Annotated in this window: 11 protein-coding genes and 1 tRNA gene; 4 read left to right on the plus strand and 8 right to left on the minus strand. The window is 41.6% G+C overall.

From position 1 onward, the window contains the following. Positions 1 to 7: 7 nt before the first annotated feature. The 5 genes from LPB86_RS02970 to LPB86_RS02990 all read right to left on the minus strand — a co-directional run bounded on the left by LPB86_RS02970 (position 8) and on the right by LPB86_RS02990 (position 8,618). Positions 8 to 2,719, minus strand: a complete 2,712-nt coding sequence (locus LPB86_RS02970) for a TonB-dependent receptor (protein ID WP_230641056.1) — start codon at positions 2,717 to 2,719, stop codon at positions 8 to 10. Between the two features lie 226 nt (positions 2,720 to 2,945). Continuing rightward, the gene (locus tag LPB86_RS02975; protein ID WP_230641057.1) at positions 2,946 to 4,526 is read right to left on the minus strand and encodes a tetratricopeptide repeat protein; all 1,581 of its coding nucleotides are present in this window, start codon (positions 4,524 to 4,526) and stop codon (positions 2,946 to 2,948) included. A gap of 40 nt (positions 4,527 to 4,566) precedes the next feature. Next, complete coding sequence (locus tag LPB86_RS02980) at positions 4,567 to 5,676, minus strand: GAF domain-containing protein (protein WP_230641058.1); 1,110 nt, start codon at positions 5,674 to 5,676, stop codon at positions 4,567 to 4,569. 77 nt (positions 5,677 to 5,753) lie between these two features. Continuing rightward, on the minus strand, positions 5,754 to 7,004 hold the full coding sequence (locus LPB86_RS02985) for a hypothetical protein (RefSeq protein ID WP_230641059.1): 1,251 nt from the start codon (positions 7,002 to 7,004) through the stop codon (positions 5,754 to 5,756). A 135-nt stretch (positions 7,005 to 7,139) separates the two neighbouring features. After that, complete coding sequence (locus LPB86_RS02990) at positions 7,140 to 8,618, minus strand: hypothetical protein (protein ID WP_230641060.1); 1,479 nt, start codon at positions 8,616 to 8,618, stop codon at positions 7,140 to 7,142. Positions 8,619 to 8,746: 128 nt separating this feature from the next. Between LPB86_RS02990 and yiaA the strand changes: the two genes are divergently transcribed. Then, positions 8,747 to 9,214, plus strand: a complete 468-nt coding sequence (yiaA, locus tag LPB86_RS02995) for an inner membrane protein YiaA (protein ID WP_230641061.1) — start codon at positions 8,747 to 8,749, stop codon at positions 9,212 to 9,214. 220 nt (positions 9,215 to 9,434) lie between these two features. Next, positions 9,435 to 13,805: a PAS domain S-box protein gene (locus tag LPB86_RS03000; RefSeq protein WP_230641062.1), complete on the plus strand. Its 4,371-nt coding sequence runs from the start codon at positions 9,435 to 9,437 to the stop codon at positions 13,803 to 13,805. Between the two features lie 35 nt (positions 13,806 to 13,840). Here LPB86_RS03000 and LPB86_RS03005 read toward each other — a convergent pair. From LPB86_RS03005 to LPB86_RS03015, 3 genes are all read right to left on the minus strand, one after another. Then, positions 13,841 to 13,925, minus strand: a tRNA-Ser gene (locus LPB86_RS03005). Between the two features lie 47 nt (positions 13,926 to 13,972). Beyond that, on the minus strand, positions 13,973 to 15,403 hold the full coding sequence (gene pyk, locus LPB86_RS03010) for a pyruvate kinase (protein ID WP_230641063.1): 1,431 nt from the start codon (positions 15,401 to 15,403) through the stop codon (positions 13,973 to 13,975). 139 nt (positions 15,404 to 15,542) lie between these two features. Further along, positions 15,543 to 15,962, minus strand: a complete 420-nt coding sequence (locus tag LPB86_RS03015; RefSeq protein ID WP_230641064.1) for an IPExxxVDY family protein — start codon at positions 15,960 to 15,962, stop codon at positions 15,543 to 15,545. A 160-nt stretch (positions 15,963 to 16,122) separates the two neighbouring features. Here LPB86_RS03015 and LPB86_RS03020 point away from each other — a divergent pair, with 160 nt between their 5' ends. Continuing rightward, the gene (locus LPB86_RS03020; protein WP_031266521.1) at positions 16,123 to 16,359 is read left to right on the plus strand and encodes an acyl carrier protein; all 237 of its coding nucleotides are present in this window, start codon (positions 16,123 to 16,125) and stop codon (positions 16,357 to 16,359) included. A 29-nt stretch (positions 16,360 to 16,388) separates the two neighbouring features. Further along, entirely contained in the window at positions 16,389 to 17,642 is a 1,254-nt protein-coding gene (gene fabF, locus LPB86_RS03025) for a beta-ketoacyl-ACP synthase II (RefSeq protein WP_230641065.1), read from the plus strand. The last annotated feature ends 23 nt before the right edge of the window (positions 17,643 to 17,665 follow it).

Genomic DNA, 17,665 nt, shown 5'->3' on the forward strand with positions numbered 1-17,665 from the left:
TTAGGTATTATAAATTAAACTTTAGCCCGAAACGCATCCAGTACGAGTAAAATTCACGTTGGATGTATTGGTCCGGATTTCCCTGGTAAGCTTGTAATGGCTGGTTGGTTAAGTTCAACGCCTCTACATACAACCTAAATCTTTTATTGATGGCATAACCTGCAGTTGCATCCAGCTGCAGACGGTTTTTAATAAATATATCTTCATCTTTAGTTCCACCAACTTCTGAGAGGTAACTGCCACTAAAATTAAGGGATAACCTTGCAGAAAACTTGCGCCCATCATAAGCCAAAGAGCCGTTCCCAACATGACTCGCTTGTCCTGGCAATCTGATTTCTTCTGTTACGGCAGCATTGCCTTCCGTAGCTTCCCGGCTTTGCAAGGTAGCTTTTGAATGGGTATAGGTATAGTTCAGGTAAACACTGAAATCTTTTAATAAGGGAATAAAAGACATTCTACGCTGAAAAGCAAACTCGGCACCCAGTACTTTCGCATCGTTTCCATTTTGTGACTGGGTAACGTCGATACGCGGGATAACAGGCGTACCAGTTAAAGGATAAGGTGAATTGAAAATGACCCGGCGATAGATGAAATCATCCAGCTGCTTATAAAAAACACCAGCCGATAATATACCCACAGATCCGAAATAATGTTCAGCCATCAGGTCGTAGTTAATGGCACTTACCGGCTTAAGGTCTGCATTACCTATAGTAGCGATGCGATCCTCACGGTTAATTTCCTGAGAAGGGATAATCTCTGAGAAATTTGGTCTGGCATAAGAATAGGTAACTGCCGCACGCAGGTTAGACAGGTTACTAAGCTCGTATTTGAAATGCAGTTGTGGCAAAACAAAATCGTAGCTACTGCTGCCACTTACCGGACGGATGGCTTCCAGATCGCCATTGGCGGCAATCACAACATCTTTAGAATTGTAGCTAACTTTAGTGTGCTCATACCTTACACCAGCCAAAACCATCAGTTTTTTCATCTGCTGGCGTCCCATCAGGTAAGCGGCCATTACATCCTCAGATGCCGTATAAGACTCCAATGCCTCATCAGCCGCTTTATCTGCAATTTGAAGCTCAAACTGAGCAGGGTTGGCATTAAAGTATCCGATCAACTTAGAAACATCTAAAGGATTCCCCATGGCATACCTGCCAGAGAAGAACTCATCTTTTACCGGACGCCCTGCAAACTGATCAAGATTAGGCACTCCACCTAAATTCTCATAGGTATTTTGGCTGATGCCGTAACTTTTATTTTTAGACCTTACTTTAGCCCCAAATTTTAGCAAACCGTCGCTTCCATTGATCCGATAAGGAACACCAATATTAAATTTAGCCGTCAGGTTTTTATCTTTAGCGATGGAGCTGCCCATTCCCAATTCATCAAAACCATATCTTGCATTGTTCGTGTAATCCTCAGCTGCCGCTATGGCTGCAAATTTAGTATCAGCGTAGCTCAATGTACTAGGAATACCTGCTACAAACCCAGCTTCATTGTCATAGGGCGTATTTTGCTCAGCGTAACTGTACTGGGCTTCATAATCCAGCAGAAAATTCTTAAAGATGTGTTTCGCACCAGCGTTCAATGATAGTACAGATTGCGACTCGAACCTGTCTTTAGTCAGCTTTTCAATTTCTTCATCTTCCGGAACAAACACATACCTGCGTCGCCATTCCCGATCGGTGAACCTTGAATACAAAGTGCGGAAATATATTTCGTGGTGATTGTTGAAGCGGTAATCCAAGGCCGAACTCAGGCCCAGGCGTGTCCGGGTAAGTTCATAATCCCGCAGCTCAAGTTCATTGTCGTTTATGGCACGTTCAATACCATCAGAACCCAAATTGTTTTGGTAATAATTGCTATTGAACAACATTCCGAATTTTTCATCCTTCCCGAAACGCTGGCCATATTGCAATTGACCCTGCACATTACCCTTCTTCATCAGGTTATTGTATCCTCCACCTAAAAAGCCTAAAATCACCGGCACTTTACTTTGTGCAGAACGGCTTACTAAGTTGATAGATCCACCTATGGCATCACCGTCCATGTCTGGGGTTAAGGCTTTGCTTACCTCGATCGAAGCCAGCTGGTCTGATGGGATCGCATCCAGCGCTACGTAACGCACATCTGCTTCTGGCGAAGGAATTTGCTCTCCGTTAACACTGGTATTGGTAAATTGAGGCGCCAAACCTCTTAACGATACATACCGGCCTTCGCCCTGGTCACGCTCAATGTTTACACCGGGAACGCGCTGTAAAGCCTCTGCCGCATTAGGGTCAGGAAACTTACCCATCTGGTCGGAGGCGATGATGTTTTTGATGTTATCAGCATTTTTTTGCTGGTTTAACGCCTTTCCCTGACCTTGGGTAAAGCCCGTTACAACCACATTCTGCAATGCCGATTGCCGACTTTGCAGCGCAAGGTTAACCACTTTTAGTTCATTGGGATTTACGTTAATGCTTACAACGGTATCTCTATAGCCAAGATACCTTACGGTTAATTTAAGCTTACCCGCATTTACATAAAACTGGTACTCGCCATTTATACCTGTGGCGGTACTGCTGTTGGTGCCATTAATAAATACTGTAGCACCAGCTAATGCTTCCTTGTAGTCGCTGCTGCTGATCTTTCCTTTTATAATGCCCCTTTGCGCCATGGCCAGGGTACTTCCAAATAAGAGAAAGAAAAAAAGAGGTAATTTTCTGAGGTTCATAAAATGTTTTTGTGACATGATGCTGCAAAGATTAGGGGCATCCATCCTTATGCTATCTTTTTTGGTGTTACAAAATGGATACAAGGTTTAAAAACGCGTCTACACAACAGCAACACACCACCCAAAAGAGCAAACAACTCACTAAAAAACAGCAATTTACCTAGTAAAAATTTAGCCATTAAGTTTGTATTAACTGAAGGTTACCCTAATTTTAACTGCAAAAAAATTATACATTTTGTATAAAAGTGCTGAGGTTTTCACCTTCAGGAAGCTGAAGTTTTTTACGTAATCTATAACGCGAAATGCGTAAGCTGTCTTGAGATATGCCCAGCATGGTTGCAATATCTGCAGAATTAAGGTTCATTTTTAACAAGGCAAGCAAACGCAAGTCTGACGAGGTCAGCGTAGCACAATGTTTTTTCACACTGTCAAAAAAATGTTCGTGTACCTGCTCAAAAACAGTTCTGAAATCTTCCCAGTTTTTATCCTGGTTATGGTTAATGCTAATCAGGTTCAGCAACTGCTTTAACTCTTTACGCTGATCACGCTTGTCGTCTTTTACAATCAGGCTGAGCCTTTCCTTCAAATCTTCCAGTAATTGGTTCTTTTGGATCAGGTGTAAAGTATGGCTGGTCAATTCCTTGCTTTTAATTTCAAGGTCACCCTTTAAACTTTGCTGGTTTTGCTCATGCAGCTTTTGTTCATTCTTTATTTTTAGCCTTTGGCGGCTGATGACGCTAAAGGCCAATAGCGCGGCCAATACTGCAATTGCCCCTGCAGCGATAGCGATGACATTATTGATCTTCTTTTCGTTTTCAAAATGACTAATTGCATTGTCTTTCTGCTCAATTTCAAACAAGGTTTGAAGTAAAGCAATCTGCTTCTCATTGTCCCTGGTATAGATTTGTAGAAAGATGCTCCTGCTGGCTTCACTGTAGTAATAAGCACTATCATTCCGCTTTAACAGGTTAAATGCTTTGGAGAGATCTCTGTAGGCACTGCCCAATTGGTAATAGTCTTTAAGTTGCCTCGCCAGGTTTGCCGCCTGATGGGTATGTGATAGCGATTGCTGATACTTGCCTGATTTACGGTAAACATCTCCGATGTTGTTGATCACTTCTATCTGGGCCAATCGGTTATGGTTTGCTTTATTCAACGAAAGGGCAAGTGTGAAGTACTTTAGCGCAGAGTCAAGCTTAAGCTTGTCTTCATGAAGGCTACCCAGGTTCTCATATATTTTTGCCAGTCCGCTTTTATCATTTGCTTTTGCATATTCATCAAGCGCCAGCTGCTGGTACTTTACCGCTTCATGGTAACCATTTGTCTTTTCGAAGGTCTGCCCTATAAAGCCATAGGTTTGCGCAATGCCCTGATGGTTATTTAACTGCTTATAGATCCCCAGAGATTGCTGAAAGATTTTGGTGGCTGCATTGTATTGCCTGCCGTGGTAATAGGTTTCACCTATTTTGTTAAGGTTAACCGCAACATTTAGCTGGGAATTTTCTGCTTTAAATAGTTTATCGGCTTTAAAGAAGTGATCCAAAGCCCTGGAATAGGCCGCCTGATAATAAAACAGTTCGCCTATTTTTTGGTAACATTCTGCAGCGATTTTAAAGTCATTCTCTTTTAAAGCTACGGTTAATTTCTGTTTCATGCGGATGAAAACAGCGCCTGCATCATTATTAGCGAAATTGGTGATCGGTTTTTCTTGCGCCCATAAACTGCAATTGCAGGTAAAAAGCAGGAAAAACAGCATGTAAATGCAATACTTTAACTGATCTCGCAGCTTACCCTTCATAGTTCTCATTAATAATGAACTAAGGTAACACCTTAATGTTAACTAAATGTTAGCTTATCTGTGTTGTACCGCTCCCGGATGTATGGTTGACGACCATTCGTATTTTCTCATCCAATTCGTAGATGGCCTGTTCCATGAGCTTAAATTCTTCAAATTCATCCGCACGGCCGTCATACTTAATCAGGTTAAGTAAGCCCATGATTGAGGCAACTGGTTTTCGCAGCTCATGAGATTGAAGAAAGGCGATTTCGTTTAGCGAGTCGCTTTGTACGGCAACTTTTTCTTCATGCTGTACGCGAAGGGTAACGTCCGAAGAATTGACGCAGACCCCAATAATTTCACCCGCCTGGCTCAATGCGGGTTCAAACTTCATTACCCAATGAATGGAACGACCACCGTGATCCAGCCGCTGTTGTTCAAATATGGCGGTTCCTTTTAAAGCCCGAAGATAATTCAGGTAGAAGCTTTCTTTAATCGTTGGATGGATAAACTCTCCCATCTGACTGCCCCGTGTTAAGTTGAGTGTCATAATGGAATTTACCTCTCTTTCCATTGCTTTGTTAAATGCAAGCACTTCAAAATCTTTACCCAAAAGCAGGTGACTATCGATAGAACTCTCAAAAAAAGACCTCAATTCAACCTCAGCCTTGCGGGCCTTGATAAACTGTTCTTTCAAAATACTCAAACTACTGTCAAACTCTAGCAGTTGGATGACCTGACGAGAAAGCATTGCAAGCATCTTTCGCTGCTGCGCTGTAAGTTCCCGGGGCACGCTGTCAATAACACATAGACTACCTAAACCATAACCATCACTGGTGGTTAATGGTGCACCGGCGTAAAAGCGGATATTAGGATCATTGATGACCAGGGGGTTTTGATAAAACCGCCGATCAAGCGTTGCATCAGGTACAACCACAATATCTTTCTGACCAATCACATAATTACAAAAGGCTTCTTGTCGGTGAGTACTCTGCCGATCAAATCCTATCTTGAAGGGAATATGCTGAACTTCTTCATCAAGCAATGTAATTAGCGCGGTAGGCACCCCGCAAATATCAGCTGCAAAATTCACAATGTCTTGCAGCTCTTTATCCTTGCTGATTTCCAGCTTCATAAAACGGTGTACCGCCTGGAGGCGCTCAAGTTCTTTTAACGGCATCTGTCTATTGTTTACATCATTCCCCTATGCACAGATACGAAATTGAGCAGATTTAAGATTTATGTACACTATTAAACTCAGTGAAGCAGAATCTTTTTGAAATAAGATGCGTCTGCAAGGTATTTAATTATCGACTCTGGATCTTTATCTGCAACCTCGTTAACTGTGAAGGCTTGAAGATGTCCCAGTTTCAACAGCGATCCGCAGCCTGCATCCCTGAACAGCTTACTGAGTTTCTCATTCTGATCGATATGATACGCGTTGAAGTCTGGCAGGTTATCAATTTCAAGATACTTTTTGTCTACCAGTTCTAAATTCAAAAGACGATTTAACTTATCACCTTCGGGGGTATCGTTATTGGTTAAAAACAAAAAAGTATGAACTATCAATTTGTTATCATGCAGTTTAACCGTGAAATAGCCTACTTTTTGGTCCGCAACATGATAAGCTACAAGGCTTTCCTGCCCAGTCCAGTGATGGGCGATCCGATCTTGCATAAAGGTATACAGCAATATTTCATGCATCACCCCGGGCGTAATATTTATTCTTTCTTTCAGTCGCTGCAAGGTGTGCTTACTGATGTACAGGTCTAACGGAATATCCAGACCGGTTACTTTAAATCCAAGTGCAGAAGCCTTCACTCTAAAATATTCCCACTTGAAATCCGGACTGGCCCAACCGAACTTGATGACATCACGAAATCCCTTTTTAGTCATCAGCTTTTCCACTTGAGGTTTAAAGGTATGGATAAGGATATCATTGTTTGGATTGAATGCAGCAAAATATGGGGTCATAGACGCATCGCCCCTATATAAATGTTCATTATAATCGCTCAGGTAACGACAAGTTTCGGTAACCAAATCCATCACCATGTCCTGAACTTGCCGGTGAATTTTGCTATCGGTAAAGAAGGGGGTAAATTGTCTTTTAATCTCAATTAATTTCGGGTCACCATCCGGTTCCAGTTCCCCGATAGCGTCTATCAGTGTCTGAGCTTCCGAAAGGTACCAGCTCAGCGGAATTGCATTGCCGTTTGGAATGATGATGGCATTTCCTTCCATGAGCTCATGCAGCAATTTATGGAACTGAACGACGCGTGTTTTTGGCACCTCAACACCTGGCGCAGCTTTAGCTTTCAGGCTAGGGTACCTGCAGGAATAAAGCTTTTCAATGAAAATTGGATTGAATTTTAGCAGCAATTCTTCTCCGCCCACCAGCCTGATTATTTCTTTCGTCCGGCTGATGAAGCGGTCTCTGATGGCTTTGCGCTGTTGTTCCACGAGTGCAGCAGTTTTGGTAGCAGCGAGTTTTTTTTTCTTTCTATCCATAATAAGCGTTAGTTAGCATGGATAAAATTAGTTAAAATATTCTTAGCACTAAAAACTCTCCTCTATCAATTTCCCATTTACTACCGCTACATTACTGTAACATATAACTTGAATCTAATGATCTTTCCGTAATGCCTATATCAGTGTGAGAACGACATCATAGGCATTTTTCTTATCCAAACTAGCGATCAACCAGGCGATAAAACTTAAGGTAAAGATATCATTATTTTCTACTTCATCCAGCTGGTTTAAAACCGCTTTCCTATATGCCGCATCAAAAGCTACATCTGGTTTTAATAAGTGTTTTTCAACCAGATTTAGAAATATCAACACACGTTCTTCCGAGGTTTTTAGCAAATACTTTTTATATCGCCTCCGGAAGCTGTTTAACCGGGACATGGCCAGCTCGATGTTAGAGAATTGCGCCTGGACCAAAATTTCCATCAGATTCTTCCTAATGGTCCATAACATGCCCATTTTTTTCTCATACCAGGCATCGGTACGTGTCAGTAAACTGAGCTGCTTTAAGCTCGCCCTGTCGCTACACAAGGCCAAAAACATGGTCAGGCATATTCGTAAATCTTCAACATCTTCCGGTTTAGAGCTTTGCTTTACACTGGCTAGCGACTTTTGCAATAATGCGATTGCCTCCTGAGCAAAGCCGGTGAAGAATAGGTTAAGCGCAGAGAGTAACTGATACCGCAAATAAAAAAGCGTATGATAACGGGTATCCGTTGCCATTAAGTCTTTCATTTCTTTAAGATAGGAAGTACTCCTTTCAAAATCCCTGCGTCGTAAATGAAAGTTCGCCAAATAATACAAGATGGATATGTGGTAAAAAAGATAGGCCGGTTTTTTCGCCTGGTCTTGTATAAATTGATCTGATTGGTGAATGTAGCGTTCTATTAATCCGTAATTCTGCTGTATGGCTGCGTATTCATTTGCAATGAAAAGAATTTGGTAAATGGACTTATAAGTCATCAGGTCCTGTTTGGAAATTTTGTATTTTTTGATAGTCGTCATTATCAAAGTCGTCAAATTGACAATCTTCCCTTCCAGATGGATTTCCTGCAATTCTTTCCTTAAAAATGCATAAGCCATATTGAGTTTAGCCTCGCGTTGCATATCCGATTGGTTCTGTAGAAAGCGTGCAGTCAAAACTTCCAGGTCTTCTGCTCCTGACAGATGGGCGTATTGCAGCTTTAACAATAAAAGTTCATTCAGTAAATTAAATTGTTCCAGATGTTCTGCCAACCGTTCAGCCTTATCCAGGCATTTGAATGCTACCTTAATCACATCATTTTCTAGCAAAAAACGTCCCACTACGACCAGCCTTAGTGCATCATAGGTATCAGAATGATTGCTCTCAAAGGTTTTTTGGGATAAGAATAGCAGCACATTATCTTGCAGCCTTTTACGCAAAGCATGGTACGCATCACCATTTCGCTCTGATTTGTATAGTTTATTTAAGCCATCTATATCGTCAGTTTCTATCAAATCAAGCAAATGCAGGTTTTTCACATCTGCTCTTTTGTTTTTTCGCTGCAAAAACTGCCTGAATAGCCTTTTGTCTGTACTATTGAATAAATTAATCAACTCTTTAAGTGAGTCCATATGATATATTAATAGATCTAAAAGTACAATAATTAAAAAATATATCGTCAGTAATTTTAATAACCTGCCTTTTTCGGGTAGACTTTACATCCGACATTTGCTTTCATATTAATCAAAAACAAAATAATATGGAACCGCTACAATACAGAACAGAAGAAAATTCATCAACGCAAAAACATGATGAGAAAGTTAGAAACCCATTTAAACCGACAGCCGCATTTATTGGTGCCTCCTGGTTTGCCTTGTTGGCAGGTGTATTAGGCTATTGCATCGGCTTATGGAATGCAGGTATGGAATTGAACGAAAAAGGTTATTATTTCACCATTTTATTATTTGGCTTATTCGCCGTTATCTCTGTACAAAAAAGTGTCAGGGACAGGTCTGAAGGACTCGCGGTCACAGATCTTTATTACGGACTGAGTTGGTTTGCTACTATTGCAGCAATGGTCCTGCTAACGATTGGCCTTTGGAACGCAGATATCACGCTAAGTGAAAAAGGATTTTACGCCATGGCATTCTCGTTAAGTATGTTTTCGGCCATTGCCGTTCAAAAGAATACCCGTGACGCAAAAATGTTCGAGGATAAAGAACTGTAACGTAGCGTTGCCACCCCGTAGCGACTTGCTTTGCAATCCTGCGGGGTTTTTTCAAATCCAACATCACCATCGCTGTAGATCAATCATTTGGGCCTCAAAGAGGCCTAAACTCAGCCACCTAAAAAACCTTTTATGACTTTTCACTCCTTATGTAACTGAAACATTACGTAATCAACTTATTTATCAGCATATTTGTATAACACGCTTTATACAATCAGCGATGCATCAACCAAGGCCAGACCACGAGAAAGCTCGTCTCAACGCGCTTAAAAATTACAGTATACTTGATTCTTTAAGTGAAGAAGAATTTGACAGGATCACTGAGCAGGCTTCATTGATCTGTGATGTGCCCATCTCGCTCATCTCGCTAATAGACGAAAACCGCCAATGGTTCAAGTCTAAAGTTGGGCTATCGGTAAATGAGACCAGCCGGGATCTCGCCTTTTGTAATTACGCTATTCTGGGTACCGAGATATTGGAAGTGGAGGACGCCACAAAAGATGATAGATTTAAGAACAATGAACTTGTTACCGGAGATCCCAATATACGTTTTTACGCCGGACAACCCCTGATCGACCCAGATGGGTTTGCGCTTGGCACGCTGTGCGTAATCGATAGAGAGCCAAAGGCCCTCACATCTACACAAACCAGGCTGCTGCAACTGTTAGCCAAACAAACAATCACACTGATCGTTGAACGCCGCCAGAAAGCAGAGCTCAAGAATTTTGAAAATCTTTTTAATTTATCCAATGACCTGATATGCATAGCGGGCACCGACGGTTTTTTCAAAAAAGTCAATCCCGCCTTCAATAAAATCCTGGGCTGGGAAAATGAAGTATTACTAACCACGTCCTTTTTCGAACTGGTTCATCCTGATGATTTGGAAATAACCCGCAATGAAATACAGCACCTGTCCGAAGGATTTAATACCATCAATTTTACCCATCGGTTTTATTCTAAAACAGGCGAATACAAAACGTTGCAGTGGGTAGCCACGCCAGAACCCTTAACTGGTAATTTGTTCGCTATCGCACGGGATATCTCCGAAGAGAAACTAAAAGAACACCAGTTGATGTTGAGCGAGGAACGCGCCCGGGCCTTTTTCGAGAATTCTCAGGGATTTATGTGTACCCATGACCTGCAGGGACGGTTTCTATCTGTCAACAGTGCGGGTGCTACGATATTGGGTTATACCCAGGATGAGATACTGGCCATGAGCCTTTTTGATATCGTACCTCCAGCAAGTTATGAAAATATCGCAGCTTATCTTAAGCGGATCAGTCAAACAGGGAAGGACAAAGGGCAGATGGTCACTTTGCCTAAAGATGGCGGTTATTGTATCTGGATGTACAACAACGTCCTAGAGCGTGGACAGGATGGAGAACCCTATGTCATCGGGAATGCAATCGATATTACAGAAAGACATCACCTGGAAGAAGACCTTCGGAAAACCAAAGAAATTCTGGAGCAAACCAACCGCGTTGCGCACGTTGGCGGTTGGGAATTCGATATCGTAACGCAAAAGATCAGTTGGACAAGGATCACTAAAGAAATTCATGGCGTACAGCCCGATTATGAACCAATACTGGAAGAAGCGATCAATTTTTACAAGGAAGGTTATAGCCGGGATGCCATCACTGCGGCGGTTAACGAGGCCATGACCAACGGTACACCCTGGAACCTGGAACTACAAATCATCACTTTGCAGGGAAGGGAATTATGGGTAAGCGCACACGGTTATTCGGAATTCCAAAACGGCGTATGTAAACGTATTTTCGGCACTTTCCAGGACATTGACGAATCCAAACGCGTACAGCTTGAGATTCAAAGCTCCCGAAAATTACTCGATGATGTTTTACAGGCCGCCTCGGAGATCAGTATCATCGCCACGGACGTAAACGGCTTGATTACTGTATTTAACAAAGGGGCTGAAAAACTCCTGGGTTATACGGCCGACGAAATGGTCGGGAAACAAACTCCCGCAATCATTCATTCAACAGTGGAGGTAGAACGGCGTGGACAGGAGCTAAGCGAATCGCTCGGCATTCCTGTGTCGGGTTTCCGGGTATTTGTGCAGGAGGCAGAAATTACGGGCACTGAACAACACGAATGGACCTATATCAAAAAGAATGGCACAACAAGTACTGTTTCGCTAGTGGTTACGGCCATACGGGACATCAACGACCAGATTAATGGCTACCTGGGTATAGCGACAGATATAACTAAACAGAGGATCATCGAGCATGCGCTCAGCGTGGAGAGGGCAAGACTGGGATCGTTCGTTGAACATACGCCTGCCGCGGTCGCTATGCTGGATGGAGATATGCGGTTCATTGCAGTAAGTAACCGCTGGCTGGAGGACTACCATTTAAGTGGCCGGAACATTATCGGTGCATCCTATTATGAAGTTTTTGAAAATATTGATGAAGAAAGACGCGCACGTCACCTTAGAATACTTGGCGGGGCAATCGAAAGTAAAAAAGAAGACAGGTATCGTTTGAAAGGTGACCTGGAAGATCAATTTATCACCTGGGAAATGAGGCCATGGTATGCCCATGACGGAAAAGTGGGCGGCATTATGATCTTTACCCAAAATATCACCTCAATCATTTTACAGCGGGAGGAGCTTAAGCTAGCCAAACAACGGGCAGAAGAGGCTAATATTGCCAAGTCTGAATTTCTGGCCAATATGAGCCACGAAATCAGAACGCCATTGAACGGGGTCATCGGCTTTACAGATCTGGTCATGAAGACCCCTTTGAACGAAACCCAACACCAGTATATTCACATCGTTAACCAATCCGCCAACGCCCTCCTTAGTATCATCAATGATATCCTTGATTTTTCCAAGATAGAAGCCGGAAAGCTGGAACTCGACATTGAGAGGTGTGACCTTTACGAAATAAGCAGCCAGGCCACAGACATCATTACCTACCAGGTGCAGACCAAGGGACTGGAGATGCTATTGAACCTCCAACCAGACCTGCCAAGGTTTATCTACGCCGATGCGATCCGCATCAAACAGGTATTGGTAAACCTTTTAGGTAACGCCTCCAAGTTTACTGAAAATGGAGAAATCGAATTAAAGATTGAGAAGCTAAGCGCAAGTCCTCAGGAAACCATCATGCGTTTCGCGGTAAGGGACACTGGCATCGGGATTAAAGCAGATAAACAACAAAAGATATTTGAAGCATTTTCGCAGGAAGATAGCTCAACCACCAAGAAATATGGCGGTACGGGGCTTGGATTGACGATCTCCAATAAACTGCTCGGCTTAATGGGCAGTAGGCTGGAATTAACGAGTACGCCAAACATAGGGAGCATATTTTATTTTGATGTAACTTTTCGTTCCGAACAAGGGGATGCGCTGGAATGGGCGGACCTAAACGAGGTAAAAAACGTTCTGGTCGTAGATGACAATGATAACAACCGGCATATCGTAGCGACCATGCTTTCGCTGAAAAACATACAAACCACCGAGGCAGCCAACGGCTTTGAAGTTCTTCAATTGCTTACCAAAGGTAACACTTACGATGCGATCATCATGGATTACCATATGCCGTATATGGACGGACTGGAAACGATCCGGAAGATCAGGGAGAATTTTCTCAGGACCAGTGCCGAGCAGGCATTCATTTTACTGCATAGCTCTTCAGACGACGGCAAGATCATCGCAACCAGTGAAGAACTCAAGATCGCTTACCGCCTGACCAAACCTTTGAAAATGCAGGAACTCTACCACGCATTATCAAGGCTTCATCATAAAGCGACAAATACAAAGCAGCCAGACACTGAAGAAAAGCAACCATCAAGCCTTGCTTTCCTGATACTTGTTGCTGAAGACAATGCAATCAATATGCTTCTGGCCCGTACAATCATCAAAAAAATCGCCCCTAATACAACCGTTATAGAAGCACGGAACGGTCTGGAAGCATTAGATCTATGTAAAAACAAGTTACCGGATCTGATCTTTATGGACATCCAGATGCCAGAAATGAATGGCTATGAAGCCACTAAGGCTATACGAGAAATCAATGACCAAAGGCACGTGCCGATCATTGCCCTTACTGCCGGCAATGTAAAAGGCGAAAAAGAAAAGTGCCTTTCCTCCGGGATGGATGACTTTCTGGTTAAACCTTTTTTAGAGAACGACATCCTGACCACTTTTAATAAATGGCTGGACCTAGGCCGGGAAGAAGGAAATGGCAAATCACCTGATTTTGAAAATGGATCAGCGCAACATTTTGATATTAAAAAACTTAAAAGTTATTTGGGAGAGGATTATTCAACAATTAAGGACGCCCTTAACCTGGTGATTGTAGAATTAACGACTTCAAGAGAGCTCATCGAAAAGGCAGCAGAAAAGCAAGCGCTTACTGAGATAAATAGTGTAGGACATAAACTTTACGGAACAGCCATTTCATCAGGACTATACCAATTATCCCTATTAGCGAACGACCTTGAACATTTGAAGGACATTGACAAGCCCAATTTTCCAGAATTACTTGAGCAGTTTAACCATGAGATCAAAACTGTTATAACATTAATTAATGAGGTTTTAATACAAAAAGAAAAGCCTACAAATATTTAATTTGTAGGCTTTTACCTATTTCAAATGACCATTTGCGGAGAGAGAGGGATTCGAACCCTCGGTACCGTGAGGTACACACGCTTTCCAAGCGTGCTCGTTCGGCCACTCTGACACCTCTCCTTTTTCAGGATTGCAAAAGTATTAATTTTTTCCAATCCTAAAAGGATTTATTCCACAACGGTTACTTTAAGCATGTTTGTTTTGCCTTTTTTCTCCATTGGAATTGCTGCGGTGTTGATCAGGATATCGCCTTTTTTAACCAATTTAAATTCTTTAAGCAACTGGTTTACATCTTCGATGGTTTGATCGGTACTGTCAAATTTATCATAGTAGAAACCTTGTACACCCCATAGCAAGCTTAAGCTGTTTAACAAGCTTCTGTTACTAGTAAAGATATAAGTTAAGGCTTTTGGCCTGTGGCTTGAAATCTGGAACGCAGTATAACCGCTCAAAGTCATAGATACGATACCTACCGCACCAGTCTGTTTAGACAAGAAACATGCTGAGTCACAAACTGCATCACTTAAAAAAGTCTCTGCTTTTGGTTTCAGGAATTTCTCCGGGTGGAAGGGATAATTATTTTGTTCGATATTTTGAATGATCTTTTGCATGGTTTCAATAACGATCAATGGAAACTCTCCTACAGAAGTTTCTCCACTTAGCATTACTGCATCAGCGCCGTCCAATACAGAGTTGGCCACGTCATTTACCTCAGCACGTGTTGGCCTTGGCGTAGTGATCATACTCTCCAGCATCTGTGTAGCAACAATAACTGGTTTTGAAGCTGCACGACATTTTTGAACAATCATTTTCTGCAACAAAGGAACTTCTTCCATTGGCATCTCCACACCCAGATCACCACGGGCAACCATGATACCATCCGAAACAGCGATAATTTCATCTATATTAGCAATAGCCTCAGGTTTCTCAATTTTAGCAATTACCCTTGCAGATTTGCCCCTGGCTTTAATAATATCTTTTAGTTCAGTAATGTCTTCTGCGTTACGCACAAAAGAAAGACCAATCCATTCTACATCATTTTCCAATACAAACTCTAAGTTTTTACGGTCTTCAATCGTCAAAGAAGGGATAGAAACTTTTGTGTTTGGAAGATTTACACCTTTTCTAGAAGTCAGGATGCCACCGTGAACAACTTCACACAGAACTTCGTCATCAAGATTGGTTTCCAAAACCCGCATCTGCAGTTTACCATCATCCAAAAGGATAATTTCACCTGCTTTTACATCTTGTGGAAAGGTCTCATAAGTAATATAAATCCGCTCTTCACTTCCAATGCACTCTTTAGTAGTAATGGTTGTTTTTGCGCCGTTAATCAAGTGAATACCGCCATCCTGAACGATCCCGATACGGATTTTAGGTCCTTGTAAATCTGCCAGGATACCAACGTTATAACCGTGTTTTTCATTAAGGTCACGGATAGTATCTAAAACTACCTGATGATCAGCCTGAGAACCATGTGAGAAATTAAGTCTACACACGTCTAAGCCTGCATTAAACATGCTAAACAATACATCTGGTTTAGCCGAAGCCGGACCTAATGTTGCTACTATTTTTGTTCTGGAATGAAAAGGTTTCATTTAATTAATTTATATTATTAATGCCCTGGAATCAGCTTTTTTTACACCAAAAAACCTTACCGGGTTGTGGTTAGTTCTTGTTATTATCTTGAGTATAAGATTCAAATATAGTGTATTTTATACACTCAGCATATAAAATTTATATTACCAAATTTTCACGGGAGCGTATTTTTGCAGGATCAATTTTTGCAGCAACCTGAATATCAGCTATTTTATTTAATCCACTAAGGATATAATTAAGGTCTTCGTTGTCCAAAAATTGGTGAATGATCATAAAGTAATCTACCTTATTCATTTCAGGTATTAAAAACCCTTCGCTGTTTCGGTTGTTAAGAATATAATATTCGTTCTCACTGGTGTCAGAAAAAAAACAATATTTAGAAAAAGACAATGCCGGCTCATCGATGTTAAAATAAACCTCATGATCTTCGGCTTTCTCAAAGTTAAGACTTAGATTTGTATTGATTTTATGGCAAAGCACATAATCCTTTAAGGATGCGGTGATTGCGATCAAAATGAAATCTAAATCTAATGATAATTTTAAATAGGTTTTGTTCAAAATGCCTGTATGATTTGAGGATACGAAATTATAAAACTAATTTTACTTTACCGTTTGGAATAAAAACATTAAAATTGACAGGGAAATAAAAACATTTGAAATGTCTTAGAATTTATTTTTCTTTGCACTGAATTATTTAACCATTAAATTATAACAAATTATGTCTGATATTGCTTCAAGAGTTAAGGCTATTATCGTTGAAAAATTAGGTGTGGATGAAAGCGAAGTTACACCAGAAGCTTCTTTCACAAACGACTTGGGTGCGGATTCTTTGGATACTGTAGAGCTGATTATGGAGTTCGAAAAAGAGTTCAATGTAGCAATTCCTGATGATCAGGCTGAGACTATTGGCACTGTAGGTCAAGCCGTTGCCTATTTAGAGAAAAACGTAAAGTAAAACATACGGTCTCCGTATAATCCGTATAAATGGAATTAAAAAGAGTAGTAGTTACTGGTCTTGGTGCGCTCACTCCAATTGGAAATACAGTCCCGGATTTCTGGGCTGCCTTGCTAAATGGTGTGAGCGGCGCGGGGCCGATTAAAGGTTTTGATACCGAAAAATTCAAGACCAAATTTGCCTGCGAGGTCAAAAATTTCAATCCTGAAGACTTCATGGATAAGAAAGAAGCCCGTAAACTCGATCCTTTTGTTCAATTTGCTATTGCTTCCACAGAAGAAGCCGTAAAGGATGGTCAGTTCGATTTTACTAAATTGGACACCAACCGTATAGGCGTAATCTGGGGATCTGGAATAGGCGGAATTAAAACGTTTTTAGATGAAATGAGGAACTTTTTTGCTGGCGACGGAACGCCACGCATTAACCCTTTTTTCATTCCCAAAATGATTATAGACATTGTGCCTGGACACATCTCTATTAAACATGGTCTACGCGGACCAAACTTTGCTACTGTTTCTGCCTGTGCATCATCAACCAATGCCATGATTGACGGATTTAATTACATTCGCCTCAATATGGCTGATGTAATCATTACCGGAGGATCTGAAGCCATTATAAATGAAGCCGGTATTGGTGGCTTTAATGCAATGCACGCCCTTTCTACCCGTAATGATAGTCCCGAAACTGCATCCAGACCTTTTGATAAAGACCGTGATGGCTTTGTTGCAGGTGAAGGTGCCGGAACAATTATTCTGGAAGAACTTGAACATGCAAAAAAACGTGGTGCAAAAATCTATGCCGAAATTGTGGGCGGTGGAATGAGCGCAGATGCAAACCATATTACCGCCCCGCATCCTCAAGGTCTTGGTGCTAAAATGGTGATGACAAACGCACTTAGAGATGCCGGAATGAAAACCTCAGACATTGATTATATTAATGTTCATGGTACCTCTACCCCACTTGGTGATATTTCTGAGGTTAGTGCCATCGGAGACCTTTTTGGTGAAGATGCCTATCAGCTAAATATCAGTTCTACAAAATCCATGACCGGACATTTACTTGGTGCCGCTGGTGCTGTAGAGGCTATTGCCGCAATCTTGTCCGTAAAAAATGATGTGGTTCCTCCAACAATTAACCACTTTACAGATGATCCACAGTTTGACCCGAAATTAAATTTTACATTTAATACTGCAGAAAAACGTACTGTACGCGCAGCATTAAGTAACACTTTTGGCTTTGGTGGTCACAATGCATCTGTTATATTCAAAAAATACGAGGAATAACCTACCATGATCTTTGCGAAACT

The sequence above is a fragment of the Pedobacter sp. MC2016-14 genome, from assembly GCF_020991475.1.
Taxonomy (GTDB): domain Bacteria; phylum Bacteroidota; class Bacteroidia; order Sphingobacteriales; family Sphingobacteriaceae; genus Pedobacter.